This window comes from Allobosea sp. 10L422, from assembly GCF_056395345.1.
On sequence record NZ_JBFTJI010000001.1, the window covers coordinates 523655 to 550046 of the forward strand.

Below are 26392 nucleotides of genomic sequence, written 5' to 3' on the forward strand. Positions count from 1 at the left end.
CCGAGAGCTTCGCTTCACGCTGCGCGCGAGCGGGAAACCGCAGCCGACAGATCATGAAACATCGTCATCACCAGCGGTCGACGGTCGAGGTTGTACGTCTCGACCTCTCGCGCCTGCTGTCCAAGCTTTTCCCATACCTCCGCAAGTGGTGCAAGACGCGCCGGTTGCGCTGCAGCATGCGCGTGCAGGTGGTCGGAGATCCAGCCTTGCACCGTCTCGATCATCACCGCGAAATCGCGCTCGCCGGCCTTGCCGGCGACGTCCTCGGCCAGCGCCAGCAGCGCCGGGGTGTCGACATGCGGCAGCGCGTCGAGGCGCGCCCTCACCGCTTCGACCAGGGCGAGCGTCTCGGGATCGACATAGGTCAGCGCCCGCCGCACCGAGCCTTCGGCAAGGCTCGCGGCTCGCCGCAATGCCGAGCCGTCGAGCGGCGCCTGCATCCGCTCCAGCGCCAGGCTTCCGGCCTCCATCACTCCGGCTTCGTCGAGCGGGGCGAAGGTCAGGAGGCGGCATCGCGAGCGGATCGTCGGCAGCATGCGGCCCGGCGCATGGGCGACGATCAGGAACAGCGCCCGCGGCGGCGGCTCCTCCAGCAGCTTCAGCAGCGCATTCGCGGCGGAGCGCTCCATATCCTCGGCGGAATCGACGATGCAGACGCGCCAGCCGCCCTCGGCAGCGCTCGCGCCGAAGCGGTCGATGACCCGTCGCACCGCATCGACCGGGATGTTGCTGGTGTAGCTCTTGCCGTCCGGCTTGGGCACCCGCCGAAGCACATGCAGATCGGGATGCGACTGCGCCATGACGCGCCGCGAGGCGGGGTCGCTCTCGGGCATGGCGAGATCGCGCTTCTGCGCGGCGCGCATCCGCGGATCGCCGGCAGCGAGCATGAAGCGCGCCGCCCGATAGGCGAAGCTCGCCTTGCCGATGCCTTCCGGCCCACCGAGCAGCCACGCGTGATGCATCCGGCCGGACGAGACCGCATCGAGAAAGGCCCGCTCCTGTGCCTCGTGGCCGATCAGGCTCAGCGTCTCGCGCGGATGCGGCGTAATCGGCAGCCGGTCGGGTTCGTCGCTGGTCTCTCGCATCACGCTTCCGGTCTGGTTTGCAGGCGCTCGCCCACCGCCTTCCACGCCGCTTCCGCAAGCGCCTCGGGGGGCAGCGTTGCATCGAGCAGGACGCAGCGCCGCGGCTCCCGGGCGGCAATGTCGCGATAGGCTTGGCGCAAACTGCGGTGGAAGGCCAGCGTTTCGCCCTCGAATCGATCGACCGCCTCTCCGGGCCGGCGCCGTTTTGCGGCACGGGCGAGGCCGATATCGGGATCGAGATCAAGGATCAGGGTGAGATCCGGCATCAGCCCGGCGACGGTCACGGATTCGAGCGCGGCCAGCAGAGCCGGGTCGATCTTGCCCAGCACGCCCTGATAGACCCGCGTCGAATCGATGAAGCGATCGCAGATCACCCATTCGCCCCCTTCGAGCGCAGGGCGGATTAGGCTGTCGATATGGTCGATCCGTGCTGCCGAGAACATCAGGGCCTCGGCGAAGGCGCCATAGTCCTTGGCCTGCCCCGCCAAGATCATCTCGCGAATAGCCTCGGCCTTGGGCGAGCCGCCAGGCTCGCGCGTCGTCCGGGCCACAAAGCCGGCCTCGCCGAGCCGCCCCGCCAATGCGCGCGCCAGCGTCGATTTGCCGGCGCCCTCGCCGCCCTCGAGGGTGATGAATCGTCCCTTGTCCATGTCGATCCGCTCAGCTCCGGCCCAGCGCCTTGCGGACCCAGCCGGTCGTGGCCTCGAACAGCGCATCGAGCGCGCGGCTCTGCAGCGTGCCGGCCTGCACCGTTTCGGCCGCATAGAGGGGCACGTCCAGCGTTTTGATATCGCCGCGCGTCACGATGAGACGGGCCACTTCCGCCCCCTCCTGGACGGGAACGATAAGCGGGCCGCGATAGACGATACGCGCGGCGAGGCGCTCCGTGCTGCCCCGCGGCAGGAGGAGGCTGATGGCCCCCTTGCTGCGCAGCGCGACGCGCCCCTTCTCGCCGCCATAGACGCTAGCCTCTCCCACGGTCTCGCCATTGGCGAAGAGTTGCCGCCGCTCGAAAGCGCGGAAGCCCCATTCCAGCAGCTTGCGGGCTTCAGCCGCCCGGTCCCGCGCTGTCTTGAGGCCATTAACGACGACGATGAGGCGCTGGCCGTTCTGGACGGCCGAGCCGACGAGGCCAAAGCCCGACTCGTCGATATTCCCCGTCTTCAGCCCGTCGGCGCCGATATCCATCGTCAACAGCGGGTTGCGGTTCTGCTGTCTGATCTTGTTCCAGGTGAATTCGCGCTGGCCGAAGATCTTGTAGAGTTCCGGATAGGTCTTGATGATGTGGTCCGCGAGCAGGGCGAGCTCGCGCGCCGTCACACGTTGCTGCGGATCAGCCATGCCGGTTGCATTGCGGAAGACGGATTTGGTGAGCCCCAGCGCCCGCACCCGCTCCGTCATGATCCGTCCAAAGGTCGCCTCGTCGCCGGCGATCGCTTCGGCCAGGGCGATCGAAGCGTCGTTGCCGGACTGAACGATGATGCCCTGCAGGATATCGGACAGCTTGATGCGGCTGTTGACGATGGCGAACATCGCAGAGCCACCCGAAGGCGCCCCGCCCTTGCGCCAGGCGTTCTCGGAGATGCCGATCTCGCTGTCGAGCGACAGGCGGCCGGCGCTGATGTCCTGAAAGGCGACGAGCACCGTCGCGAGCTTCGCCATGCTCGCCGGGACCATTAATTCGTCGGCCGATTTCTCGTAGAGGACGGCGCCTGTATCCGAATCGAGCAAGACCGCAAAAGGCGCCTGCGACTGGAAGTTCTGGGCACGAACCGGAGCGGCAAGAATGAGAGCCCAGAGCAGGACAACCACGCCGGCGCCCAACCACCGAACCGGCGGCAGAGCCGCAGCAGACAGGTTCGCATAACGAAAGGCGCTCATGCCTCGATGTGAAGCAGAGCGCCCGGCATCAGGTCAAGAAAATTGGCTTCAGTTGCGCGTCGGCGGCAACACGGCCTGGAAAGCGAGCCGGTTGACCAGCTGGGTCCTGGCGAGCCCCTTCTCGGGCACGTTCAGCAGGCTTGCGGACGTGCCGCGCGGCGGCGGCAGCGTGGAGCGCAGCGCAGCGGGAACCGCAACCGGCTTTCCGGCGTTGGCGATGGTATCGAGATCGAAAGGCCGGCTCGGCGGCAGCGGGGCGGCACGGACCGGCGTGGCTGCGGAAGCCGCGGGACCGGCGGATGCAAGCGTGGCCATGACCGGCGACGACGGCGAGATCACACGCGTCGTTTGAGGAGCATAGGCCTGCGCGACGGGCTGGCTGACCTCGGGAACCGTAACGGGCTCCGGCTCCGCCACCGGGGCGGGAGCATCGATATCGGCGCTGCGCGTGCGCGTCGTGGCGACCCCTTCTGTGCTGGCGACCATCGTCCGTGCGCTGGTGCCCGGAATCGGCGCCTGGCTGCCGTCGGTGCGGAGCGTTGCGAGCAGGAGATTGTCGTCCGAGCCGGCGAGCGAGGCCTGGCCGAGATATTCCATCTTGATGCGCGCCGTCCCGAGATGGCGGAAGGCAAGCGCATCGGCAGTCTTCTGCGAAACGTCCATCAGGCGATTGCCGTGATAGGGGCCGCGATCGTTGACGCGTACGATGATCGAGCGATTGTTCAAAAGGTTCGTGACACGCGCATAGGCCGGCAGCGGCATCGTCGGGTGCGCGGCTGAGATGCTGTTGCGGTCATAGACCTCGCCATTGGCCGTGCGGCGACCGTGGAAGGCCTCGCCATACCAGGAGGCCAGGCCGACAGCGGCATAGCCGACAGGCTTTTCGTAGGGCACGTAGCGTTTGCCGGCGACCGAATAGGCCTTGCCGACGAGTTGGCGACCGCCGCCCTTCGGCACCTCCTTGCCGTCCGCGACGACGCGCGGGCTGGCGGGGCCGTATTTCCACTGCGGGAAAGCGCCGATCTCCTTGGAGCGACGGCCGGCGGTCTGATTGCCGGCGCAATTGGCGACGAACAAACCAGCCAGCACGACGCAGCCGAGGCGCGCAATGGACGAGACGGAAGAAGACGCTGGCGGCGATCCGGTCACGCTGGAGGAGAGCTCCTTGGCCGAAAAGCTAGCGTCCCGCATCGTTTTGCTCTTCCGCTTTCTGCGCCAAAAACCACGGCTTCGCCAAAGCCGCACGCGCGGCTTGACCGAGTTTTCGGTCAATTCCTTTAAGGGATCATTAAACAGCGAAATACCTGCACCGAGGATTCGCCGAACAGGAGTCCCTGTCTTTGAGCGGGCACAAAGGTGTCCGAACAGTGGCGCATGTCAACCTGCGCGACAGACCTTCGCCATCTTTTCCACCGAGCGTGACCTTAACGCCACTATTGCCGCACGAAGCCAGGCGCATCGGCTTCGCCTGGGAACTATGGCTCGTTTCATCCGAAAACTGCGGTCTAAACCTGACAGCCCCCTTGCAAATCGGCGGCCCCGATTGCATTGAACCATGGCCGGAAGGGTGGCCGAGTGGTTTAAGGCAGCGGTCTTGAAAACCGCCGTGGGTGCAAGCCCACCGTGGGTTCGAATCCCACCCCTTCCGCCAGAATCCCATATTTCATAGGATTATCTGGGCATCTGACCCACGAACCCACGTTCTACCCACAACGCGAATCAGGGCCTACGGCTGGGTTTTGCCGACGATCTGCCGTGGTGGGATGGCGCTAGACAGCTTCGCAGCGCTTCGCTCGTGAAAATATATCGCTGCCACCAAGCCCTCGGTGATGTCGAGCAGGGTCGATAAATGCTCAGTGGTCGGCTTAAAGCCACGATGCATGGCGGCGTGCCCGGCTTCGATTAGCGCTGCCTTGAAGCTAGGCTGTTGATGTAGCGCGACATATCCGAGCTGAAAGAATTGAGTGATATTGCCGGTGAAAGAGCCGGTGTCGCCGCCGATTTTGTCGATCATCATTATCTCGACAACGGCGCGAATGCCCATCGCAGCTAGTCGGTTCGATCCGTTCTGAAGGGCCGTATAGACCTCGTTCAGGAGCTGACCGATGTCGGTTTCAAGCATCCAGATTGCATTCGGGAAACCCGACATCCAGTCCGGTCGTCGACGCGACAATGGCGGCGGGTAGTAGACTGTGTCGACGATCGGGTTTCCGTCGCCGTCCGACATCTGCGTATAGTCGGTTTCGTGCTGAAGATGAATTCGATCGCAACCCGCGCACTTGATGAGTCTATAGGTGGAGATCAACACCCATTCATCATCGTCACTCACGTCAACTTCGGTGTGAAGAACCAGATGGTTCTTCCTCCCGCCGCAGGTGTTGCAGTGCGCCTTGATCTTCTCGTCCATCCGACACGTGCCCTAAAGTCGATCGCCGGAAGCTATCACGCAACAATCGATCGCGACACGGCACCGATGGCGCCAACCACAAGCTATTGGATGGGCGCTCGACGTCTGCGGTTCTCCCGACTGCTCTCAGCTTTCGGAAAGCTCAGAAGGGTACCCGGCACGCCGTACTTCACCCTTTTCCACTTCCCTGTAAGACCATTGTCGATGCGAATCAGCCGCCCCTCGCTGGCGAGATATTCGCAGACGGCCAGCACGTAGGCGCGTTGACGTTCCTCGGTCAGACCGCTGTTCGTCCAAGGGATAGCGTGGCGGACGTAATCCATCGCGACAGCACCACTCTTATGCTTGGAGGCGTAGGCCAGCACTGCGGATGGCGGTCGAGTTCAACGCGGTCGATCGGGTTCATGATTCGCGCCCCTAATGACGGACGGAGCTGCCACCGGGGGCCGTCATCACAGCCGGGGGAACGCCGAGCTGCACAAGGGAGAGCGTGTCGACCGGGGGCACGAGAAACCGCTTACCGTCCGGCGACATCATCAGGAGGTTCAGCTTATCGGCGACGTAGAGAGCTTCTGGGTTCGCAGCGCCGAGGGCGTCGACCATCTGACCTAGGCTGACAGTGCGGTCCGCTGCGTCGTCACCCTTACGAGCCGACACGATCTCAAGCGCGAAGCAGTATGCTTTCAGCGCTAGCGCCTGCTGTGTGCGCAGCGTCTCTTCGGCAATCATGCTGACGAGCAGTTCGGTCCGGTCGATGTTCATGTGCATTTTCGTGCTCCTGTGGCGCTGAACGGGGTGCTTTTTCGTGGGTCATCCGGGCGGTAGTCGCCAAATCGCCTAGCGGGGATAGGCGTTCGGGCGGAGGATCACGCAGTTTTGCGGGCGAGCGAGATCAGCCACTCCAGTTCCGACAGCGGGAGGTCATTCAGGGGCGGCTGCCAGCGCTGCATTTGTGGTGAGCGCGCGGCGCTCGTGGCATGGTCTGAGCCCGGGTCAATTGTTCGCGCCGGTCAGGAGCGCCTACACACTTGCCTCCTGATGAGGTCAAGGGTGTCTGCGCCGGAGGCGAACGCCGGTTGCCTCGGTCACTTCGGTACTGTGGTGCTTGAGGCGCAAATCGTTGCAGATGGCCCAAGCGCGTAGGTCGCATACCAATCGCCGAGTTTCGGCAATGCCGGCAGGCTTGGACATGCCCGGAACTCTTTATGCTAGATTTTCGAGCGAAACGCCCGGGGTGTTCGGCCGGTCGCCTTTTGGAAGGCGCGCGCGAAATTGGCTGGAGAGGAATATCCCATCTCTGCCGACACACGGGTGATCGAGCCATTCGTGTGCCTGAGCAACTCGGTGGCCCGCTGCACCCTTGCCGCATTCGCCAGGCTGCGAAAGTCGGTGCCAGCCTGACTTAGCTCACGTTGCAGCGTTCGGACGCTGGTAGCCATCGGTCGCGCCACGCGATCGATCGATACGCTGCCGGTGAGGACCTGAGCCCGGACCTGCTCCATGACGACGTCGAGCAGATCGCGTGGAGCGCCGCCGGGCCGGTCTCGGGCCACGTCCTCGATGGTGACGATGGGCCATGCCCCACGGTTGGGAGCAGCCGACAAGAGGTCGCGTTCCATGACGATCGTCACGGCGGGCGCGTTGAACAGGACGGGGCACTGGAAGAGATCTTCGAACAGCCCGATCTGGCGCGGCCTACTGATATTGAGCTCGACGCGCAGTGGCCGCCAGTCAAAAGGCAAATAAGCCCTGAGGACGCTGAGCAGAACGCCGGCAGCCGCTCCGGCGATCATGTCGTAGCCCGCGTGGCCAGCCAAGGCAAAGACGTAGCTATAGCGTGCCTCGTCGCCGACGATGGCGACGGACATCCTGTCATGGGTGCTGTGATAAGGCAGCGCCACAATGGCCCGCTGGATGGATTGGCCGAGGGTATCGCCCCCCAGAACGTAGCGCCCGAAGCTGCCGTAATTGCCTGCGCTCATCATCGGCGCGATCAGAAGCCCGAGATTGGGCTCGCCGGCCGCCCTTGCCGCAGCATTCACGAAGCCGAGGACTGCGGCATGCGGGATGAAACAATTGCGGCCTTCGGTCAGCTCCAGATCGAAGCCTGCTGCGCGGTTTGCCCGTAGGAGCGCGCTTTCCCCGATTGCATGACGCAGGAATGCCGGCAGGCCGTGCAGGATGTGGCTCGAGATGACTGGGATCTCAGCCACGCGCTGGACGCTCCGGAATGCTTGCAAGGTTGGCGCAAAATGAGTGGTCCCGAAACCCGATTGCTGCTTTGTCGCACAGTATAAGTGCCGCCGGCAAACGGGAAAACCGGCCTTCGTCGTCGTCAATTTTATTATAGTTGGGGGAATTTCGGGCCGTGAGCGCGAGGACGTTGATCAGGCTAGCCATACTGACACTCTTCGCGACCTTGTCGTGCTCAGGAGTGGTGCTGGCGGAAGATTCAACGGGCAGCCCTGGCGATCTGGCTAAAGCAGCGCAGAACCCCGTTGCCGACATGATCAGCGTGCCGTTCCAGAACAACTTCAACTTCCATGTCGGTCCGCACAAGCAGCTGCAGAATGTCCTCAACATCCAGCCGGTGATCCCGATCACGCTCAGCAAGGATTGGAACCTGATCACGCGCTGGATCACGCCTGTGATCTCGCAGCCGGCCCTGACGGTGAATGGCGATCGCGAGTTCGGCCTGGGCGACATCAATCCCAGCTTCTTCTTCTCGCCGAAGCAGCCAACTCACGGCATCATCTGGGGCATCGGGCCGACCGTCGTACTCCCCACCGGCACCGACAAGACCCTCACGTCCGGCAAGTACTCGGCGGGGCCGGCCATCGTAGCCTTGGCAATCGAGGGACCCTGGGTTGTCGGCGTCCTCGTCAACAATGTCTGGTCCTTCGCGGGCAAGAGTACCCGCAGCACGGTCAATGCAATGACGCTGCAGCCGTTTGTGAACTACAACTTCCACGGCGGCTGGTACCTGACATCGTCCCCCGTCATCACCGCCAACTGGGAGGCCGGCCAGGGCGACCGCTGGACGGTGCCCATCGGAGGCGGTTTTGGGCGCGTATTCAAGATTGGCCATCAGCCCGTCAATGCGCAGCTCGCAGCCTACTACAATGTCGCAAAGCCCAGCGGGGCCGCCGATTGGCAGCTGAGGGCCCAGCTCCAGTTCCTGTTCCCGAAATGATGGGCGAACAAGCCGCTCACGGGGCGCCTCTCGGATGTCGTGTTCGCGCCAAACGCCGACATAGAGGGGGCTCTGAATTGGCCGTTCCTGCATTGTCAATCATCGCCGACGTCGCGTAACTTCATCTTGCTACCTATGCGCGCTCAGCCACGAGTTGTGAACCCGAAGGAAGTGTTCAAATGATCACGAAACGCGATCTGCTTGGCTCTGCTGCGCTGGCGGCGCTCACCGCCACGATGGCAAAGGCCGACATCGTCTCCCCCCCGGTCATTGAGCAGAACAGTGTCGAATGGCCCAGCCTGTTCGAGGCCAAGGACATCGCCGAAGAAGGCTTCATCTACGGCCTGCCGCTGGTGATGTATTATGCGGTGATGCAGGAGTTCGCCGTCGACAGGAACTCGGGACAGTTCAAGGCCCCATTCAACGAAATCAAAAACCTGAACCATGTCGCCACCCCGGCGGACACGGCAATCATCACGCCCAATAGCGATACGCCTTACTCGTTCATCTGGATGGATTTGCGGGCTGAACCGATGGTGATCTCGGTGCCGGCGATCGAAAAGGAGCGCTATTACTCGGTCCAGCTCATCGACGGCAACACTTACAACTTCGGCTATATCGGCACGCGCGCCACGGGGACCGAGCCGGGCGACTATCTGGTCGTCGGGCCGGACTGGAAAGGTGGAACGCCCGCTGGGATCAAGAAGGTCTTCTCATCGACGACGCCGTTCCCGCTCGCGATTTTCCGCACCCAGCTTTTCAATCCCGGCGACATGCCGAACGTTGAGAAGGTCCAGGCCGGCTACAAGGGGCAACCGCTTTCCGCCTTCCTCAAGCAGCCCGCCCCGCCCGCCGCGCCCAAGCTCACCTTCGTTCCCGCCAGCACCGCCGGGATCAGGCATAACTTCTTCGAGTATCTCGACGCCGCCCTGCAATTCGTCCCCGAGACGGCAAGGGACAAGGCGGTTCGCGCGAAGCTTGCGAAAATAGGCATCGGCCCCGCCAAGACCTTTGCGTTCAAGGATTTGTCGTTCGAGCACAAGGCCGAAATCCTGGTGGCCATGAAGCAAGGCAATGGCAAAGTCGACAAATGGCTGGCCGGTGGAAACAAGAACATCAACGGCTGGAACATCGGCTCGTTCTTCGGCGACGAGGTCTTCTATAACGGCGATTGGGTGATGCGGGCCGGGTCTGCAAAGGGCGGTCTCCTCGGCAATGACGCTGTAGAAGCCATGTACCCCTACACGCGAACGGACGCGACCGGTGAGCCGCTCGACGGCAGCAAGCACAAATACACCATCACCTTCGCGCCTGGCCAGTTGCCGCCAGTGAATGCGTTCTGGTCGGTTACGATGTATGATGGAAAGAGCCAGTTTCTGGTGAAGAATCCGATCGATCGCTACCTAATCAACTCTCCGATGTTGTCCGCGATGAAAAAGGACGCGGATGGTTCGCTGACGCTGTACCTGCAGAAGGACAGCCCTGGCGCCGACAAGGAGGCAAACTGGCTTCCGGCGCCGGATGACAAGATCTATCTCGTGATGCGCCTCTATTGGCCGAAGCCTGCACCGCCTTCGATCCTGCCGGCGGGCACAGGAACATGGCAGCCACCGGGCGTGAAGCGGGTCTGATAGTAGACGAAAGACTTGGTGCACGCTCCCTAGTCGCAAGGTCATTGCGATAACGCGGTTGTCTACCGTGCCGTCTACAAATTTCGGCATAATATTCAATCGGAATTATCGCCAAGGCGACCCGAAACTGGGTCGCCTAATATGATCGGCTTGCCATTTTCGCTCAATACCTGCGGCTCTTACACTTTCAAACAGGAGATCATTATGTCCAAAACTTTCGCTGCCGTGGCGCTTTCGCTCGTCTGCGCAGCCTCGTCTTCGGCGACGGCCCAGGTTCCGCTCACGAGCTATGTCGACGCCAAAGGCTTCATCGATGTTCAGGCCCTGACCTGCGCGCAACTCGCCGCGACCTTCCAGGAGGACGCCGACGCACTTTCTGCCTGGTATAGCGGTTGGTATAACGGCCTCGCCAAGAAGCATTTCCTTGACCTGAAGAAGGGCAAGGTCGTCGAGCACGAGCTCATCGTCTACTGCAAAGCCAATCCCGATAAGAAGATAATCGAGGCGCTTGCGGTCGTGTTCAAGGATGAGCGCGCCAAGCTCGGAATTCACCTGAAGTAAATATTTGAAGCATCGGCAATCATTTCGGGCAGCTCCAATCTCAGCCAGGATAGAACGTCATGAGCCCATATATCTCAGTCGGGATTGCGCTATCACTCGGACTGATCCTTGCAGGCTGCCAAACTTCGCAATCAAGGCAAGAGCAGCTTGCCGCGATTTGTGCTGATCCGGCCAACCGGCAGCCCAATACCTTCTACTGGGCAGAATGTCAGTCGCTTTATCCGTCGACGAGCCGGCAGTTGCAAAAGGATTACGCGCTTGGCGCTCCGACAGGCGACTGAGGTCGGGACCGGGCCGTGCTGAAAGAGAACGAGCGCGAGCCAGAAAAACCTCGCGAGCATATCAATATTGCATAGCCCCAGTCTCTCCACCCTCTCAAAGGATTCATTCGATATGCCACTCCGCACTATAAAAATCTTTGCCGGAATTGCCTTCGCAGCATGCTCGATCACCGCGCAGGCCGCCGACCTGCCGTCTCGGCGGATCGTACCTGTTGCTCCTTTGCCGCCCGCCTTCACCTGGACCGGTTTCTATGTCGGTGCCCAGGCCGGCTGGGCGCAGACCAGAACCGAACTGACGCCGGGCGCCGTGATCGCCGGGCGGGCTGCCGTTGCTTCATTGCCGAGTCTGAACCGGGACGGCGCTGCGGTCGGCCTGCTGGCGGGCTACAACTACCAGATCGGTCAGCTGGTCCTCGGCGGCGAGATCGACGGCGCAGCCCTCATCACCGGCAAGCAGCGCTTCACCGCGCTAACCGGCGATTTCATCACCGCGCATACCAATTGGGTAGGCTCGGCCAGGCTGCGAGTCGGTTATGCCTTTGATCGCTTCATGATCTACGCAACTGGCGGCCTGGCATTGGCCGAGGCCAAGTCGACGGTGACGGGGACAGGTTATTCCTATGGCGCGGGTGACGGCGCCCGTGTTGGCTGGACGCTTGGTGCAGGCGCCGAATATGCCATCACGAACAATTGGATCGCCGGTCTGGAGTATCGGTACTCGCAGTTCGAGGAGGATACCTACACCTATCCGGTCGGCGTTGGCGGACTCGGGATCATCGGCTTCAAGCAGCAACTGAGCACCAATCAGGTTGTCGGGCGGCTGCTCTACAAGTTCTAGCCCTCTCGGACACACGGCGTCGTGCCGACCGAGCCATCGGCGGACCTTCGGACTCTAATGGGCGGCGTGGTCGTCGAGGATCACGGGGACGATATTGCCGGCCGGCCCCTCAGCCTCGATGGCGTTGAGGAAGCGGATGTACTCCTGGTGCCGATGGCGCTGCATGTTGCGGTCGACGGTGCCGTCGAGGACGTTTAACGCGGCGAACAGGTCGCGGTGCCATGGCGTTTGTATTCGTGGGTCATGGTGCCGGGCCGGCCCTTCTTCAGAGGTAGGCCCGGCTCCGTGAGGTCGAGCGCATGGATCTGGCTCTTCTCATAGACGGACATCACGATGGCATGGGCTTGCGGCTCAACGTAGAGGCCGACCACGTCGCGCAGCTTCCGCAGAAAATTCGGATCTTTGGACAGCTTGAACTGCCGACAGCGATGCGACTGCAGCCTGTGCGCCTTCCAGATGCGCGGCACCGTGCTGGCGCTGGACCATCGGTCGGAGCATGAGGCTTCAGGCGGCATCAGGGTGTGACCAATCATATCTGCCGCGCGTAATCCTTAGCGGGCGCCGGTCTCTGCTGGCAGTCCACGATCAGCGCCCCCTCGTTGACGATTACGCTCGTCTAACTCGGTAGGTTCGCCGGCCGGGCGCTTGGCGCCGAATAATCTGAACATGGTCACATCCCGTATTTGGCAAGAAAGGCGGCGTCTGGGTCTTCCGGGGGCTGCCACCGGGGCGCCTCCTGGGTGACCGCTGTCGGCGCCGAGCGTTCGGGCACCGGACTTGGCGGGGCGTCGACTAGCTTCGGGCGCCGGGGCGGGCTGATCGGACCTGACCGGGGGACCGGCTCAAGCGGCCGGAACAGGAACTTGCCTGACGGGACCGCAGCGACGGTGAGAACATGCTGCGCTGTAGCCGGGTCGCCATGTGTCGGCAGTTGCCCGCCGTCCGCACCGAAGAGCCGGATATGAACGCCGCTCGCGTTCAAGCGGGCGTGCTCAACTGCGAGACTGGTACGCAGTGACTTCTGTGCAGTAGGATTCAGGTTAATCTTCATACCCGTCAGCCTCGTAAGGGTCTTTCGCCGTCTCGGCAGGCTTCCCGGTGACGGTACCGAGATACTTGCTAGCCAGATCGACGTTGACGGCTGCTGTGCGGTAGTCGAGCGCCTTCAGGGCGTAGTCAGCCTGTTCGCGGGTCAACATACCGGTCAGTGTCAGTTCAGCGACGCGGGCGTAAGCGTCGGTCAGAGGCAAGGCCAGGATTTCGTCTGTCGTCTCTTTCGTCAGGTTCGGGTCGCGATTGCGCATGCTGTCGAGCAGCTTTTGTGCTGCCAGTTGTCTGTCGGGATCGTATACCGGGCTGATCGCCTTAATCGCCAGCAACTGCACCACGCTTGCGTTAGTGATACGCAGGGTCTTGCGTGCGAGACGCTTGCCAAGCTGTTCGGCATGCTTCGTTGCCTTGTCGAGCAACATTCGCTCAAACGGGTCGAGCACTTCGCCGTCGTCGACCTTACGCCGCACGCCAGCTAGCTTTAGCTTCTCATCAGCGGTCAGGGCATTCAGACCTTCTTCCGCCGCGACGGCCTGCCCTAACTGGCGCATACCCTGCTCGTAAATATCAAGCTCGGCCATGCGTGTCGTGAAGTACGCACGCTTGGTGCGCTCTGCCAATCGCAACTGTTCGCGAAGTTCGTCCTGCTGCTGGTGGTAATTGCGATCATGGCGCAGCGTAATGTTTGCAGGTACCATCGGGAGGTCCGTTCATAGGTTGCGACAGGCCATCTGCGAATTGTGATAGGACGGCTAAGTTGTCGGTCGGAATAGTCGTCCGCCTGTTCAGTATTCGCCTCGCGACCGTTTCGATCAATCGCGCTGGCGGACTGCCACCGGGTGGTCGCCCCCGGTGGTCAGATCACTAACAGGTCTTCACGCATCCGCCGAATAAACTCGGTGACCACTCTTTCGCTGATGTTTGTTGGTTGAAATCCTAGCGCTGCTAGGTTTTGCGGGGGTCTGCGGGGGTCTGGCGGGGGTCTGTCCGAGACAACCCCCGCGAGAATCTGCCTTATTTTGCAGTGACTTGCGGTGGTTAGCGGGGGTTGCGGGGGTTAGTTTTGGTGTCTTTTGCGAGCGGGAGTGTGTGCGTGTGTGCGTGTGCGCTTGCTGGCTAAGGAGGGGAACCACAACCCCCGCAACCCCCGCGAAACCCCGCGAAGGGTACCAGCGCTGGCGGTTTGGTGGCGGGTGTCCGTACGTACCGTCCCCCGCACCACCCACGCACCTACCCCCGCGAATTTCATGTCGAGCCATGTTGACGGGATCATCATGTCTCAATTTTCTCCAGTTTCCAGACTTGTGTCTTCTTGTGCGCATCCATTTTGCTTGTGATTTTCAGCTCATCCGAAGGTATATCCTTATTGCGACCAAGCCATTGCCCGAACTTCAACTTCCACTTGTCCGGATGGTCGTTTACAATCTCAGACATTGCTTCGTTGAGCTGGGGAAACATAAGTCGCCATGGCGCCGTGCTTGTCTGGTCACGCGCTTTAGTGACCAACTCGGCTGTTGACAACGACGTATCAATGCCGATGCACTCCGCCCACGCGCCGATCAACTTCTGACGCTGAATTCGCTTCGGGTCGTTACTGTGCATGCCTTCCATCGATGTTACGGGATCGGCGCAACCAAGCCAGACTAGTGCAGAACGAACGCTGTCAGACCAGCCTTCAAAACTGGCGAGGGGCGGCAATTTACCCGGCTGCCCGGCGAGCAAGTACGCCCGCACGATGATTAGGGCTGCGGTGATATATAGCTTCCGGTTGGCTAATATCGTATCGACCGGACGGCTGGCGAATTCACGCAATTCCGGGCGTTCAACCTTGGCGTCAAGGTTGCACAGAATTGAGCGTCGGATAAGGTCTTGTGAGATCGAGACGTTATTACCGTTGGCAAACATCGTTGCCCGATTGTCGATGGTGATCATTTCACTAGCGCCGAGTCGACGCACCTGAACTGTCGGGCGCTCAATGTATTGGCACAGCGACGCGCCGTTGATCATACCATTCATGTTGTCGATCGACACGATCGGCTGACCGAGCATCAGCAGGGCGCCCAGTCTCTTTTCTGCTTCCTCTTCCGTGTTGCCGTAGTTCATGACCGGACAAGCTTGTCCGCTGGCTACGGCTGTAATCGTGTCCATCAAATAGCTTTTGCCGGTACCGGGGGTAGCTGCGTTGGTGACATGCATCGGTGCTGTACTGAACAGACCGCGCACAACTGGTGTCAGGATACCAGACAGCGCTACCGACTTACTTACTTCGTCAACGAACGGAAATTCGTGCAGCAGATCGCGAAACAACTTGATCGCAAATTCCGCGTCCCAGCGGGTAGGCGCTTCTGGCATATTAGGTAGCGCGGGCGGGTTCATCAAGAACAGGCGCGTTGCTGCGTCGTAGCCGGGTTCGTTCAACAAGCTTCCGTCCGGACGCAAGGTCGGCGTGGTAAGCACACCTGACACGCGACGGAAGCGCCATTCACCGAACCGTGATTGAAGGATTTGTGCGGCCTGTATCGGCGGGTCGACAGGTTCTCCGCCCCGGTTACCGACCTTAGCCCAGGATGCAACACGAGACATATGGTCAAGCAGAACATGCATCGTCACTTCTTTAAGCTGTGCGACTTGTGTGGTGCGGCCCTTGGCTGCTTCCACTTCCTGCATGATCGGAGTAACAAGGCGCGGCCCATTGGCATATAGCGGCGCCTCTTGTTCAATCAACACCGTCTCAACTGTCGTGGCTAGTTCGTGCAGTGGTGCCCCTACCGCAACGATCGGTCGTAGCGGGTCTGATGACTGTCCCCCGGATTCAGCCAGCGCGACCTGCTCGGCTGCTGCTGCTGCCAGATCGGCGCCCGAAGTCAGGGCCGGCTCGTGGGTTTCGGCTGGCTCGGCGCCGAGAAGATCGGCGGGGGTAAGCAGATGGGCGGTCATGACAGCAACTTTCGGGCTTGAGATATCGCCGGAAGCGCCTCAAAAGCTTGACCTGCTTGGGGTCGCTTTCGGGTGACGCACTTCCTGTTAGTACAACTCAGAGCGTCCCGCTGTCGCAAGCGGGGCGCTCTTCTCGTTTCTGGGTATCGGACGGCTGGTCCGAGACCTTGTACAGCCCGAAGGCATATCCGGGCATCACTTCAGCGACCAGCTTAGCCAAAGTATCAGCAGCTAAGTCTTCAGACTCACCGTTGATAAACCGGTGAATTGTCTGCGGAGCGCGCCCGATGTTCACAGCGATCCTATGACCCTTCAGCGGTGAATTGATGACCGCTTGCCGGATCGTCTCGATATCGGGGTGTCTCGAATTACGTTTCATTATAAGCCTCTTGCGCTGCACTTGCCCGGCGCTGGCCTTAACTTTCCGAAATCTGGCGCCACAAGCAAACGCCTAATTCTGCTAGGGAAAAACATGAGTTCGCCAGCCGGGTCAGGGCTGGCGAGAGGGCTGGTCGAGCTGCGACCGGGGGTGATCAGGGCACTAATGACAGCGCCACGGCGAAACACGCGAACCACACCAGCAACGGCGCGGAGCCAGTATTCGTCACCTTGATGCGATGAAATATGTACAGCGGGACGAAGATCAGACCGGCTACCCAATTGGGTTCAAACCCGGCCTCGCGACAGCGGCGAGTATCGGCGTAGCACAACGCCACGTATATCACCAAATTCACGACTGTTTGCAGCATAAAGAGCTTGTCGGCTGGCATACCGATGACCAGTTTTTCGGTGATCCGGTCGGCAAGGAGTCCGAAGATAGGCGATACCGCCAGTGCAAAGAAGAATGAATTGTCGATGGTGGTCGTGGTCTTGGTCTCGGTGATCGTGGTCATGGTGTGATTTCCTTGGTTGATGTTAGTTGGTTGCTTCAGGGGTCGCCCCCGGTGGTCAATTCGTCAGCACATTCCGTTTTGCCTCCGCGCTTCGCAGATCGCAGCACTAACGCGCTCGCGCTCTTCAAGTACTGGCTGATTACGTTCACGAGACAGCGTCAGTTCTTCATCAAACCGACGAATGCAGCGTTCATTGCGGTCCCTGCCCCGATCAGTAAAACCAGCGTTCTCTAAGCACGGAGACTCGATCAGGATGCGCTTTACCTGTTCCGGGTCGCCGCTGATCTTGTCTAGGTCGCCGAGTAGGTCGAGATAGTCTTCTGACCAGTTACCCTTCCGACCAGGACCGGCCATCAGGAACCGGTATGAGTGCCTGTTGATCCGCAGGAGCATGGCGACCACTTCGGCGTCAGTCAGGTCGAGCCGGCGCCCTAGCTCCGTCGTGCGGCCGAGAACGCTGAGCGCGCTGGTCAGCCGTTCAGCCTTGCCCCGCAGCACGCCGCGCCGCTCAAGATCGACCATCAGCGCAGGCAGAGCGTCGCCGACCAGCGGCAGGTCGCGGCCCGAACCGGGTAGCCGCCGACCGGTCAGCGCAACGAACTGGCGAGCACCATAAAACGACCCGCCGAACGCCAGTTCGTAACGCGGGAATGGCATGTGGCCACGTACGAAGATATGTACGCCGTTGCCGGACATGCTGGTTTCCATCCATGCGCCGACTTCGCACGCCCAGCGATAAATGCGGTTCATGAACTGATGCGCCGCTGACAGGCGCTCGGCCTGCACTTCGGGCGTAGCCTCTGCCCACCACCATGTTTTCGGTAGGGTGCGGGTCGGGTTGTCGAGGTCGATACAGACGATGTCGTCTTCGGGCGTGATGAAGAACCCCGGACCAACGAAATACTCGTTGGCTGGCGCAGCGCGTAGGTCGTCCCACGAACACCACGTTGTCGGGTCGTTGACCTTGGCCGGGTTGCGCGCGTCGGGCTGCTTGTACGGCGCCCACTTGTTACGTGCAGCGTACACCGAGAACGGGAATTTCTTCGTGGTGTAAAAGCACCACTGCGGGAGGGCACGCAGAGAAGCCGGGATGTTGTCCCACTGCGTAGCGCGCGCTGCGGCATTCACAGCGTCTTGCTCGGCTTGCGCCACCATCGCCAGCGCAGCCGCGTTCAGGTCCGTGCTCATGACTGCGGCTCGGTCCCGTCGACCTGAGCGATCAGGGCGCGGGCGGCAGCGATCAGCGCAGGCGGGACGACAGGCGCGGCGAGCGCAGCCTTAACGGTGTCCTTGATCAGGTCCGGTTGATAAGCCGCGCAAGCCCCGCGCTGCTTCTCGGCTCTGGCCGCTGACCACGCGTCAACTTCATGCTCAACCCAGCCGACCCGACGCGGCGACAAAACCACCTGTGCCGGGAATTGCTTCCGCTGCATGAGTTCGTACAGCGTGGTGCGAGTTAGCGCTGTGCGACGAAGCACTTCGGGTAAGCGAATAAAGGTATTCTGTTGCGACATGGCGTGGCTCCGTTGCGTTGGAGCCATAAATGGTCCGGGAAGGCTCGGGAAGTCAAGTTGAGTACCGGCGCTATGGAAGCAACGCGAGGTCTAATACTCTTTCTGCACTTTGCGGCGATACGTCTCTTTGCTGAAATATCGTGCCTAATACTACTTCACGGAAGCCCGATCGATACGCATCACGATGCAGGATCGAAGCGATACGCCTAAACGCAAACGGGCCGCCCGATAGGACGACCCGTGTGAATGCTGCCTCTATGTCTTCCCGGCTGATTAGCGCCGATACGTCTTCCGTGTGGTCATCATCCGAGACCCCCGTTCAAGCCCGGATCGCTACGACATTGCCACCGGGGGCAGCAGTGTCAGCCGTCGGGGCGCTAAGGAAATCTTCCCACGACTGCATCAGCCTGCGCCGCTTTTCGAGGGCGTCTGAGCGCCTGTAGGCTGCTTCAGTCTTGTCCTTCAGCCCGTGCGCCAAGGCAGCTTCGATCACTTCGCGAGGGAACGAAGTCCGGTCACCGGCCCAATCTCTGAACGACGACCGGAACCCGTGCACGGTGAGACCCGGCGCCATACCCTTCAGAAGCTCAAGCAGGGCCATGTTGCTCAGCCCGCGTGTCGCCTTCGCACCGCAGAAGAGATGCGCATTGCCGGCCTCCCTCGGGACCGTAGCCAGGATTTCGAGCGCCCGGTGGCAGAGCGGCACTCGGTGTTCCCTGCCCGCCTTCATACGGTTCGCAGGTATCACCCAGACGCTCGCGTTCCTGTCGATCTCGCTTTCCGTCGCGCCGATGACTTCGCCCGTGCGAGCGCCTGTCAGGATGCAGAATTCAAGCGCCCGCGCCGAGACGCTGGTCAGCTCTCGCAGCTTGGCGATAAACGCCGGCAGGTCGTCGACATTCATCGCCTCGTGATGCTTCACCTTCGCGATCTTCGCGCGGCTCGGCAGGATGTGGTCTAGGTGACCCTTCAGCCTCGCAGGGTTCTCGCCCGTGCGGAGATGCCTAGCCTTCGCCCAATCGAGCACCGATTCAATCCGACCCCTGACGCGTCCTGCGGTCTCGGATTTCGTCGTCCAAATCGGTTCGAGAATTTTCAGGACGTGCGACGTTTCAATATGCGCCACGTCAAGCGAACCGATCACCGGAAACGCGTAAGTGGTCAGCGTCGCTAGCCACTGCGCCCCGTGCTTCACGGATTTCCAGCCCGCCGAATGTGCGGAGATGTACTTCTCCGTCGCCTGCTTGAACGTCGTCGCCTTGATGACGTTCGCTACAGCTAGGCTGCGCGTGATCGCCCTCTCGTCAATCGGGTCAATTCCGTCTGCAACCTTCTGACGCGCCAGCCGGGCGCGCTCGCGTGCTTCTGCGAGCCCGAAGTCGATGAACCGGCCAAGCCCCATCTGACGCGCCCGGCCGTTAAGCTGGTACTTGAGTGACCATGACTTGGCGCCTGTCGGACCTACCTGTAGGTATAGTCCCGAACCGTCGTGATACATGCCCGGCTCAAGCGCCTTGGTTATCTTCGTCACTGACAGTCGATTGATTGTCTTAGCCATGTTGTCCCCCGGTCTGACCCATAAAGCACCCTCGGTTTTTGTCGGACGTTGCCGGACGACTCAAGTACTAATCTGAACCGAGAGTGCTTATGTTTGCTGGCCTTTTCAGACGTGACCGGACGTTACCGGATGAACACCATGACGCCACCCCTTCCGCCAGCACGCCTCCAGGTCTTTGTGCCACCCTAAGGCTATGGTGTCGCAAGGAAAATCCCGCAGGCACGCCGATGGCAAAACGAGGTGCGTGAACGCCTCCTGGAACATCGTCGACGGCCTCCCGCCCCTCTGCCGCGCATTCTGCGGGCATGCGCGCATCTGCCCGCACTGCACCTCCCCGCATCCGCGCGAGAACTACCGGCCGGCTGGGCATGCGTCTAAGCCCATCGGCAGCAGCCAAAGCGATGCTGAGTTCAGATGCGGTCCCGCGCTATGAGCGGGGCCTGGCTCTCGGCCCGAAAGCAGACCTTGGCACATCGCGACGTCGGCGCTGCAGCCGGCCGCGCCGTCAAGAAAGCAAGAGTATTCCAACGGTCATCGTGACGAGGGTCAGCGGCGCGCCGATTCTGAAATAGGTCCAGAAATCGATCATGATACCGTCCTTGGCCGCGCGCTCGGCGACGATCAGGTTCGCCACGGATCCCAGCAGGGTGAAGTTGCCGGCAAGCGTCGAAGCCATTGCCACGACGATCCAGGCTCTCTGTGGCTCCTGCAACTGCTCGATGAAGGGTTTCAACACGAGCACGGCCGGAACGTTGCTGACGAGATTCGACAGCACGGCAGTGACGCCGGTCAATACCGCGACATTGCCGAGGTCGAAATGCGCCGCCTGGGCGACGACATCCTTCGTCAGCACTGCATGTTCCAGCCCGCGCACGACGACGAAGAGGCCGGCGAACATAAGCAGCAGCGTACCGTCGATTTCGGCATAAACCTTTCTCGGTGCGATCCGGCGGGTGAGGAGAAGCAGCGCGGCTGCGCAGATCGCCACCTTTGCGACGGGCTGGCCCAGGAAGAACAACACGATCATCCCGAGCGCGACGAGCGCCGATTTGGCGGCCAGCCAGTTATGATAATGCGCCGGCACCGATACGCTCGGCAGCGTCTGCCTGGTGACGTATTCGCTGGGGTTGAGAGCTACGACGAGCAAGATCGTCAGGAGGAGGCCGAGCGCGGCGACCGGCGCCAACGCTCCCGCAAAAGCGCCATAGGAGATCCCCGACAGGTTGCCGATGATCATATTTTGGGGGTTGCCGGTGATCGTCGCCGTCGATCCGACATTCGAGGCGAGCGCCACGGCCACGAGATAGGGCACGGGGTTGCGGCCGAGTGCGCGTGTCAGGGTTATCACGATCGGCGTCATCACCAGGCAGATGGCGTCGTTGACCAGGAAGGCGGAGAGGACGCCCGTCGTCACCACGACCGCCGCCAGCAGCAGCGCCGGGTGGTGGGCCCTTCCGACCGCCCAGCCGGTGGCCATGCGGAAGAAGCCGGAGAGCCGCAGATTGGCGACGACGATCATCATGCCGAGGAGCAGCGCGATGGTGTCGAGATCGACAGCGCGGTAGGCCTCCTCCAATGGGAGCACTCCGCAAGCGACCATGAGAGCGGCGCCGATGAGGGCCGCACCCGCCCGGTCGACGCGCAAGCCTGGCATCCGGCCGATGGCGATCGCGACATAGGTGACGATAAAGATCGCTATCGCTGCGATCTGCGTCGCGCCGAGGCCCCAGCCGGTCATCCGCTTACACCACCCTTTCGCTGATCGCAGCCCCGGACGGAGCTGCGCCACGGTCGGTTGGAGGCTGATAGCTGCGTGTCTCGGGCATGGCCAGGAGATAGAGGACAAAGCCGCAACCGGCTATCGTGGCCAGCGTCAGGAAAGCTGCCGAATAGCTGGCCTCGACAATGATGATGCCCGCGAGCGAGGCCGAAAGCGAGGCGCCGACACCCTGGAACGTCGCGACTGCGCCCTGAGACACGTTGAAGCGGCCGGTACCGCGGGTGAGATCGGCCACGACGACCGGAAAGAGTGCGCCGAAGATGCCGGCTCCCACTCCATCGAGCGCCTGAACCGCGACCAGCCAGAACGGATCGTCGGAGACGACATAGAGCGCGCCGCGCAGGGCGAGAACACCGAAAGCGGCGAGGAAGATCGGCTTGCGGCCCCAGGCGTCGGCCTTGGCGCCGACCATCATCGCCATCGGCACCATGACGCATTGCGCGATGACGATGCAGATGGCGATCAGGGACGTCGCCTGCTCCTTGCCGACCACATGTGTCAGCAACTGGCCGACGGAGGTCAGCATCGCGGCATTGGACAGATGGAAGATGGCACAGAGCAAGGCGAACAGCATCAGGTGGCGGTTCTGCAGAAGCGCCTTCAGCCCGGAGGGCTGCTCGTCGTCGACCGTCTCGTCAAAGCCACGCGCGACATCATCGTCGATCTCTTTCTGCGGTACCAGCAGCATGGCGCCAATGCTGAAGACGGCGAGCACGGCCATCAGCCAAAACACCACGATCGGGCCGAAGACATAGGCCGTCGCCCCGGCGATCGCCGCCGACACGGCGTTGCCGAGATGGTTGAAAGCTTCGTTTCGGCCGATGCGCCTGGAAAACAGCTTCGGCCCGACGAGGCCCAGCGTGATCGCGGCCAATGCTGGCGGAAAGACCGCACCCGCCACCGCCGCGACCGATTGCGTGCCGATCACGAGATAGAAATTGCCGATGAACGGCAAGGCCAGGCAAGACAGCGTCACCGCTACGGCCGAGGCGATGATGATCGCCGGCTTGTTGCGGCTCCTGTCGATGAGCGCGCCAGCCGGCGTCTGAGCGATGAGCCCGACAATGCCGGCAATGGTCATGACGAGCCCGGTCGTCGCCTCGTTCCAGCCTTGTGCGGGGCCTCGCACGGCGATGAGATAGATCGCGAGATAAGGCCCCAGCCCGTCGCGCACGTCGGCGAGGAAGAAGTTCAGGGCGTCCAGGCCGAAGAGTGCCCGATGGGACGGCGAATGCTCAGCCGATTTTTCCGTATTGCCTGCCGGACTTCGCATGGGCACCGCTCGCTAGTGGAGAATCCGGGTGACAGCGCCGGCGCGAGGCGGCGATACAGCGCTCCCCATCGGAAGGCGCCGCTTTAACAGCGTGACCGCGCAATGGTTCCGACAGGCGCCGATATCGCTGAAAAGGCCGTCGCCGCGCCCGGTGCGAGGCCCTGATTCAGTCGTCTCGAGGCGGCGGACAGGGGACGCCGTCCGGAGGCCCCAAGGGGCGGTGTGGGATCAGGATGCCGGACATGTGGCGGTGCTGGACAAGGCGTATGGTTGCGTTCCGCTAGGCGCGGAATTTGACGTGCACATGAAACTGAATGGATATGTCTTGGCATAGCGCCACCTGAAACGGCAGGGAGCGAATGGAGAAGCGGCAATATCTGGAACGGCTCGTTCTGAAGCTTGAAACGCATGTCCCCCTGCCTGCTGTCGAGAGGGAGAAGCTGCTGGATTTGCCGCTCACCTTGAAACGCTTCGAAGCCAGCCAGGACATCGTCAGTGAAGGAGAGGTCACGAAGCAGTGCTGCCTCGTCGCCGAAGGGCTCGTTTGCCGCTACAAGATTGTCGGCGATGGTGCGCGTCAGATCTTGTCGCTCCACCTCCCGGGCGACATTCCCGATATCCATTCGCTGCTCATCGAGCGCATGGATCACTGCCTGGGAGCGCTCACGCCGGCGATCGTCGGCTTGATCCCTCATGATGCCGTCCGAGCACTCACGCGGGCATCTTATCGAATTTCCGAAGCGTTCTGGCGCGAAACGCTGATCGAAGCCTCGATTTACCGCGAATGGATGGTCGGCATTGGGCGGCGCTCGGCACCCAGCCGCATCGCCCACCTGTTCTGCGAGTTCATCACCAAGATGACAGCCATTGGCTTGTCAGACGGCGTGACCTGCAATCTGCCTTTGACGCAGCCTGAAATCGCCGATGCGCTCGGCCTTTCCACAGTTCACATGAACAAGAAGCTTCGAGAAATCCGGGAGGCCAGGCTTGTTCGCATCCGGGCAAATCGCCTGACGGTTCTGGACTGGAAGGGGCTCTGCCGCTTGGCGGATTTTGATCCGGACTATCTTCATCTCCAGCCGGGCGCCGCCAAAATCGAGGGCGATTGAGGAACAGGTTGGCCTCGGCTGCATTAGGCAGGCATGCCCAGCTACTTCTTTCACACGCGCGACGGAGAGAAGCTCGAAATCGACGAGGAAGGCACCGATTTGCCCGATGACCAGTCCGCGCGAAATGCAGCCAAGGAACTGCTCGCCGCATTGAACCGCGAAAAGCTGCCAAATGGCGACCACATGTCGCTTTCGGTCACCGTCGAGGATGCGGAGGGGACGGAAATCTACATGGCCAGTTTGCGCCTGGAGGGTCTTCCCGCGGCCTCAGATCCCAAGAGACGAGGTTGAAGGGCAGGCTCTGTACGCGGCCGCGCTCCAAGCCGATGCTCTCTTGTTGCGATCGCCACATCCACCTCTGCGCGATGCACAAGGATGAAGGCGTGGCAATGTCATTTGATATTGCTCTTGGCACTTTGATTGGCGCAGAGAGGTGAACCTCTCCCGCTGGTCCTCTGCATGCCTATCTCCCAGGCGTTCTTCCAACGCTCGAACGCCCTGCTTCTGGCCATCGGCATCGCCGTATTGGTCGTCATCGTCGCAACGTCGCTTTGGCTGACGACAGCAAGCGAGCGCTATTTCGGCGAGGTGACCGCGGCGCGCGCGGTGCGAAGCGCCACCGCCGATCTGCTGTCTCTGGTGCAGGACGCGGAGACGGGTCAGCGCGGCTACCTGCTGACGCGCGACGAGAGCTATCTTGCTCCCTACAACACGGCGTTCTCCCGGCTTCCGGACCAGCGCGCCCGGCTTGAACGGGCTGCAGCCAGGCTGCCCGAGATCGGCCCGATCCTGCAGCGGGTCGACAACGAGCTCGACCAGAAGATGACGGAACTTGCCGCCACGGTCGACGCGACCCGCAAGGGCGACACCGAGACGGCGCTGAGCCTGGTCCGCAGCGGCACGGGCAAGCGTTTGATGGATGATTTGCGCTCAGATCTCGCCGCGATTCTGGCGGTTTCGGAAACGGAACTCAGGGAGGCGATCGACGCGCAGGTCACGGCCTCGACCCGGCTGCGCTGGACCACGATCGTCGGGGCGCTTCTCATCCTGGCGATGGCTAGCGCGGCGAGCTGGACGATCATCAGCTACACGCGCGAACTTGTCGCCGCGCGCCGGGAAGTCGAGCTTCTCAATGCCGGCCTAGAGGAGCGCGTGCGCGAACGTACCGATGCGCTCGTCAAGGCGAACGAGGAGGTCCAGCGCTTCGCCTATATCGTAACGCATGACCTTCGGGCGCCACTGGTGAACATCATGGGCTTCACCAGCGAGCTGGAAGCGATGTTCAAGCCGATCGATGCCTATGTCACGGCCGGAAACGCAGCCTCCCCGGAGCAGAAGGCCGCGGCGCAAGAGGCGCTGAGCATCGATGTCGCCGAGGCGATCGGCTTCATCCGCTCATCGACGCGCAAGATGGACGGGCTCATCAACGCGATCCTCAAGATCTCGCGCGAGGGCGGGCGCGAATTGCGGGCCGAGAGCGTCGACCTCACCGCGCTCATCGAGACGGCGGCAGCCGCGGTCCACCATCAGGCCAGCGCGGAGGAAGGCGGCGGGATCGAGATCGATTCACAGGTTCCCCGCCTCGTCAGCGATCGCCTGTCGCTCGATCAGATCATGGGCAACCTTCTGGACAATGCCATCAAATACCGGGCTCCGGATCGCCCGATCCGGATATCCGTGCGGAGCCGACGGGAGCGCCGCGGCTGGGTGAAGATCGAAATCGAGGATAATGGACGCGGCATCGCGGGGACCGATCACGAGCGCATCTTTGAGCTCTTTCGCCGCTCCGGCGCGCAAAATACGGCTGGCGAAGGCATCGGCCTCGCCCATGTCCGCACGATGGTGCGCAATCTCGGCGGCGACATTGCCGTGCGCTCAGAACTTGGAAAGGGCACGACCTTTACCGTGACCCTGCCCCCCGACCTTGCGGCCTACAGACGGAGTGCCAAAGCGTGACCAATGGAACGCCCGTCTCGATCATCATGATCGAGGACGATGAAGGCCATGCCCGCCTCATCGAGAAGAACATCCGCCGCGCCGGCGTCAGCAACGAGATCATCCCCTTCGCCAACGGGACGGATGCGCTGAACTACCTGTTCGGCGCCGACGGCTCCGGCGCCGTCAGCGCCGGCCGCCAGTTGCTCATCCTGCTCGATCTCAACCTGCCGGACATGGGCGGCGTCGACATCCTCGAGAAGGTGAAGGCGAATGCCCATACCAGGCGCTCGCCGGTCGTCGTGCTCACCACCACCGACGACAGCCGCGAGATCCAGCGCTGCTACGACCTTGGCGCCAACGTCTACATCACCAAGCCCGTCGACTATGACGGCTTCGCCCATGCGATCCGCCAGCTCGGGCTGTTCTTCTCCGTAATCCAGGTTCCGGAAACACCATGACCCGC

The 26392-nt window shown here is 61.8% G+C and carries 25 protein-coding genes, 1 tRNA gene and 1 pseudogene; 10 read left to right on the forward strand and 17 right to left on the reverse strand.

Annotated features, from left to right (window positions below; translation table 11 throughout):
• Positions 1-14: 14 nt before the first annotated feature.
• Genes AC1DEZ_RS02455 through AC1DEZ_RS02470 form a run of 4 tightly spaced genes read right to left on the reverse strand, consistent with a single transcriptional unit; the run spans position 15 to position 4157 of the window.
• Positions 15-1085 (reverse strand): DNA polymerase III subunit delta', encoded by a 1071-nt coding sequence (locus tag AC1DEZ_RS02455; RefSeq protein ID WP_476778494.1) that lies wholly within the window; start codon positions 1083-1085, stop codon positions 15-17.
• Positions 1085-1735, reverse strand: coding sequence for a dTMP kinase (gene tmk / locus AC1DEZ_RS02460; RefSeq protein ID WP_476778495.1), 651 nt, complete (start codon positions 1733-1735; stop codon positions 1085-1087). Before tmk ends, AC1DEZ_RS02455 begins: the two co-directional genes overlap by 1 nt.
• 10 nt (positions 1736-1745) lie before the next feature.
• On the reverse strand, positions 1746-2966 hold the full coding sequence (locus AC1DEZ_RS02465; RefSeq protein ID WP_476778496.1) for a D-alanyl-D-alanine carboxypeptidase family protein: 1221 nt from the start codon (positions 2964-2966) through the stop codon (positions 1746-1748).
• A 48-nt stretch (positions 2967-3014) separates the two neighbouring features.
• The gene (locus tag AC1DEZ_RS02470; RefSeq protein ID WP_476778497.1) at positions 3015-4157 is read right to left on the reverse strand and encodes a septal ring lytic transglycosylase RlpA family protein; all 1143 of its coding nucleotides are present in this window, start codon (positions 4155-4157) and stop codon (positions 3015-3017) included.
• Positions 4158-4527: 370 nt separating this feature from the next.
• On the opposite strand from AC1DEZ_RS02470, the gene AC1DEZ_RS02475 reads away from it, so the two are divergent.
• Positions 4528-4617: transfer RNA gene (locus AC1DEZ_RS02475), tRNA-Ser, on the forward strand.
• A gap of 75 nt (positions 4618-4692) precedes the next feature.
• Here the strand turns inward: AC1DEZ_RS02475 and AC1DEZ_RS02480 are convergent.
• From AC1DEZ_RS02480 to AC1DEZ_RS02490, 3 genes are all read right to left on the reverse strand, one after another.
• Positions 4693-5373, reverse strand: a complete 681-nt coding sequence (locus tag AC1DEZ_RS02480) for a DUF4145 domain-containing protein (protein WP_476765184.1) — start codon at positions 5371-5373, stop codon at positions 4693-4695.
• 417 nt (positions 5374-5790) lie between these two features.
• Positions 5791-6141 carry a hypothetical protein gene (locus tag AC1DEZ_RS02485; RefSeq protein WP_476778498.1) on the reverse strand — a complete coding sequence of 117 codons (351 nt, stop codon included), beginning with the start codon at positions 6139-6141 and terminating at the stop codon, positions 5791-5793.
• A gap of 440 nt (positions 6142-6581) precedes the next feature.
• Positions 6582-7586: an AraC family transcriptional regulator gene (locus AC1DEZ_RS02490; protein ID WP_476778499.1), complete on the reverse strand. Its 1005-nt coding sequence runs from the start codon at positions 7584-7586 to the stop codon at positions 6582-6584.
• Positions 7587-7807: 221 nt separating this feature from the next.
• On the opposite strand from AC1DEZ_RS02490, the gene AC1DEZ_RS02495 reads away from it, so the two are divergent.
• The 5 genes from AC1DEZ_RS02495 to AC1DEZ_RS02515 all read left to right on the forward strand — a co-directional run bounded on the left by AC1DEZ_RS02495 (position 7808) and on the right by AC1DEZ_RS02515 (position 11877).
• Positions 7808-8566, forward strand: a complete 759-nt coding sequence (locus AC1DEZ_RS02495) for a hypothetical protein (protein WP_476778500.1) — start codon at positions 7808-7810, stop codon at positions 8564-8566.
• A 179-nt stretch (positions 8567-8745) separates the two neighbouring features.
• On the forward strand, positions 8746-10197 hold the full coding sequence (locus AC1DEZ_RS02500; RefSeq protein WP_476778501.1) for a DUF1254 domain-containing protein: 1452 nt from the start codon (positions 8746-8748) through the stop codon (positions 10195-10197).
• Positions 10198-10401: 204 nt separating this feature from the next.
• Positions 10402-10758, forward strand: coding sequence for an HdeA/HdeB family chaperone (locus tag AC1DEZ_RS02505; protein ID WP_476765189.1), 357 nt, complete (start codon positions 10402-10404; stop codon positions 10756-10758).
• A gap of 59 nt (positions 10759-10817) precedes the next feature.
• Positions 10818-11039, forward strand: a complete 222-nt coding sequence (locus AC1DEZ_RS02510; protein ID WP_476765190.1) for a hypothetical protein — start codon at positions 10818-10820, stop codon at positions 11037-11039.
• A 112-nt stretch (positions 11040-11151) separates the two neighbouring features.
• Complete coding sequence (locus tag AC1DEZ_RS02515) at positions 11152-11877, forward strand: outer membrane protein (protein WP_476765191.1); 726 nt, start codon at positions 11152-11154, stop codon at positions 11875-11877.
• Positions 11878-11934: 57 nt separating this feature from the next.
• Here the strand turns inward: AC1DEZ_RS02515 and AC1DEZ_RS02520 are convergent.
• The 10 genes and pseudogenes from AC1DEZ_RS02520 to AC1DEZ_RS02565 form a co-directional block, all read right to left on the reverse strand.
• Positions 11935-12338: pseudogene (locus AC1DEZ_RS02520) on the reverse strand (transposase); the annotation flags it as partial.
• Positions 12339-12917: 579 nt separating this feature from the next.
• Positions 12918-13625 (reverse strand): hypothetical protein, encoded by a 708-nt coding sequence (locus tag AC1DEZ_RS02525; RefSeq protein ID WP_476778502.1) that lies wholly within the window; start codon positions 13623-13625, stop codon positions 12918-12920.
• A 574-nt stretch (positions 13626-14199) separates the two neighbouring features.
• Entirely contained in the window at positions 14200-15864 is a 1665-nt protein-coding gene (locus tag AC1DEZ_RS02530) for a hypothetical protein (protein WP_476778503.1), read from the reverse strand.
• Between the two features lie 97 nt (positions 15865-15961).
• Positions 15962-16243 (reverse strand): hypothetical protein, encoded by a 282-nt coding sequence (locus AC1DEZ_RS02535; RefSeq protein ID WP_476778504.1) that lies wholly within the window; start codon positions 16241-16243, stop codon positions 15962-15964.
• Positions 16244-16397: 154 nt separating this feature from the next.
• On the reverse strand, positions 16398-16757 hold the full coding sequence (locus tag AC1DEZ_RS02540; protein ID WP_476778505.1) for a hypothetical protein: 360 nt from the start codon (positions 16755-16757) through the stop codon (positions 16398-16400).
• 63 nt (positions 16758-16820) lie between these two features.
• Positions 16821-17945, reverse strand: a complete 1125-nt coding sequence (locus AC1DEZ_RS02545; protein WP_476778506.1) for a hypothetical protein — start codon at positions 17943-17945, stop codon at positions 16821-16823.
• Complete coding sequence (locus AC1DEZ_RS02550; protein WP_476778507.1) at positions 17942-18271, reverse strand: helix-turn-helix transcriptional regulator; 330 nt, start codon at positions 18269-18271, stop codon at positions 17942-17944. The genes AC1DEZ_RS02545 and AC1DEZ_RS02550 overlap by 4 nt, the downstream gene beginning before the upstream one ends.
• Before the next feature lie 319 nt (positions 18272-18590).
• Positions 18591-19829: a tyrosine-type recombinase/integrase gene (locus AC1DEZ_RS02555; RefSeq protein WP_476778508.1), complete on the reverse strand. Its 1239-nt coding sequence runs from the start codon at positions 19827-19829 to the stop codon at positions 18591-18593.
• Positions 19830-20334: 505 nt separating this feature from the next.
• The gene (locus AC1DEZ_RS02560) at positions 20335-21567 is read right to left on the reverse strand and encodes an anion transporter (protein ID WP_476778509.1); all 1233 of its coding nucleotides are present in this window, start codon (positions 21565-21567) and stop codon (positions 20335-20337) included.
• A 4-nt stretch (positions 21568-21571) separates the two neighbouring features.
• Complete coding sequence (locus AC1DEZ_RS02565; protein WP_476778510.1) at positions 21572-22882, reverse strand: MFS transporter; 1311 nt, start codon at positions 22880-22882, stop codon at positions 21572-21574.
• 359 nt (positions 22883-23241) lie between these two features.
• Here AC1DEZ_RS02565 and AC1DEZ_RS02570 point away from each other — a divergent pair, with 359 nt between their 5' ends.
• The 4 genes from AC1DEZ_RS02570 (at position 23242) to AC1DEZ_RS02585 (ending at position 26387) form a co-directional block, all read left to right on the forward strand.
• Positions 23242-23991: a Crp/Fnr family transcriptional regulator gene (locus AC1DEZ_RS02570; protein ID WP_476778511.1), complete on the forward strand. Its 750-nt coding sequence runs from the start codon at positions 23242-23244 to the stop codon at positions 23989-23991.
• A gap of 33 nt (positions 23992-24024) precedes the next feature.
• Positions 24025-24282, forward strand: a complete 258-nt coding sequence (locus tag AC1DEZ_RS02575) for a DUF6894 family protein (RefSeq protein ID WP_441513108.1) — start codon at positions 24025-24027, stop codon at positions 24280-24282.
• Between the two features lie 168 nt (positions 24283-24450).
• On the forward strand, positions 24451-25947 hold the full coding sequence (locus AC1DEZ_RS02580; protein WP_476778512.1) for a sensor histidine kinase: 1497 nt from the start codon (positions 24451-24453) through the stop codon (positions 25945-25947).
• 26 nt (positions 25948-25973) lie between these two features.
• A complete protein-coding gene (locus tag AC1DEZ_RS02585; RefSeq protein ID WP_441513506.1) occupies positions 25974-26387 on the forward strand; it encodes a response regulator in 414 nt (137 codons plus the stop codon).
• The last annotated feature ends 5 nt before the right edge of the window (positions 26388-26392 follow it).

Coding starts and splice junctions, on each gene's coding strand:
- AC1DEZ_RS02455 (WP_476778494.1), bottom strand. CDS start 1,085: ATGCGAGAGACCAGCGACGAACCCGACCGGCTGCCGATTACGCCGCAT.
- tmk (WP_476778495.1), bottom strand. CDS start 1,735: ATGGACAAGGGACGATTCATCACCCTCGAGGGCGGCGAGGGCGCCGGC.
- AC1DEZ_RS02465 (WP_476778496.1), bottom strand. CDS start 2,966: ATGAGCGCCTTTCGTTATGCGAACCTGTCTGCTGCGGCTCTGCCGCCG.
- AC1DEZ_RS02470 (WP_476778497.1), bottom strand. CDS start 4,157: ATGCGGGACGCTAGCTTTTCGGCCAAGGAGCTCTCCTCCAGCGTGACC.
- AC1DEZ_RS02480 (WP_476765184.1), bottom strand. CDS start 5,373: ATGGACGAGAAGATCAAGGCGCACTGCAACACCTGCGGCGGGAGGAAG.
- AC1DEZ_RS02485 (WP_476778498.1), bottom strand. CDS start 6,141: ATGCACATGAACATCGACCGGACCGAACTGCTCGTCAGCATGATTGCC.
- AC1DEZ_RS02500 (WP_476778501.1), top strand. CDS start 8,746: ATGATCACGAAACGCGATCTGCTTGGCTCTGCTGCGCTGGCGGCGCTC.
- AC1DEZ_RS02505 (WP_476765189.1), top strand. CDS start 10,402: ATGTCCAAAACTTTCGCTGCCGTGGCGCTTTCGCTCGTCTGCGCAGCC.
- AC1DEZ_RS02510 (WP_476765190.1), top strand. CDS start 10,818: ATGAGCCCATATATCTCAGTCGGGATTGCGCTATCACTCGGACTGATC.
- AC1DEZ_RS02515 (WP_476765191.1), top strand. CDS start 11,152: ATGCCACTCCGCACTATAAAAATCTTTGCCGGAATTGCCTTCGCAGCA.
- AC1DEZ_RS02525 (WP_476778502.1), bottom strand. CDS start 13,625: ATGGTACCTGCAAACATTACGCTGCGCCATGATCGCAATTACCACCAG.
- AC1DEZ_RS02530 (WP_476778503.1), bottom strand. CDS start 15,864: ATGACCGCCCATCTGCTTACCCCCGCCGATCTTCTCGGCGCCGAGCCA.
- AC1DEZ_RS02535 (WP_476778504.1), bottom strand. CDS start 16,243: ATGAAACGTAATTCGAGACACCCCGATATCGAGACGATCCGGCAAGCG.
- AC1DEZ_RS02540 (WP_476778505.1), bottom strand. CDS start 16,757: ATGACCACGATCACCGAGACCAAGACCACGACCACCATCGACAATTCA.
- AC1DEZ_RS02545 (WP_476778506.1), bottom strand. CDS start 17,945: ATGAGCACGGACCTGAACGCGGCTGCGCTGGCGATGGTGGCGCAAGCC.
- AC1DEZ_RS02550 (WP_476778507.1), bottom strand. CDS start 18,271: ATGTCGCAACAGAATACCTTTATTCGCTTACCCGAAGTGCTTCGTCGC.
- AC1DEZ_RS02555 (WP_476778508.1), bottom strand. CDS start 19,829: ATGGCTAAGACAATCAATCGACTGTCAGTGACGAAGATAACCAAGGCG.
- AC1DEZ_RS02560 (WP_476778509.1), bottom strand. CDS start 21,567: ATGACCGGCTGGGGCCTCGGCGCGACGCAGATCGCAGCGATAGCGATC.
- AC1DEZ_RS02565 (WP_476778510.1), bottom strand. CDS start 22,882: ATGCGAAGTCCGGCAGGCAATACGGAAAAATCGGCTGAGCATTCGCCG.
- AC1DEZ_RS02570 (WP_476778511.1), top strand. CDS start 23,242: ATGGAGAAGCGGCAATATCTGGAACGGCTCGTTCTGAAGCTTGAAACG.
- AC1DEZ_RS02575 (WP_441513108.1), top strand. CDS start 24,025: ATGCCCAGCTACTTCTTTCACACGCGCGACGGAGAGAAGCTCGAAATC.
- AC1DEZ_RS02580 (WP_476778512.1), top strand. CDS start 24,451: ATGCCTATCTCCCAGGCGTTCTTCCAACGCTCGAACGCCCTGCTTCTG.
- AC1DEZ_RS02585 (WP_441513506.1), top strand. CDS start 25,974: ATGATCGAGGACGATGAAGGCCATGCCCGCCTCATCGAGAAGAACATC.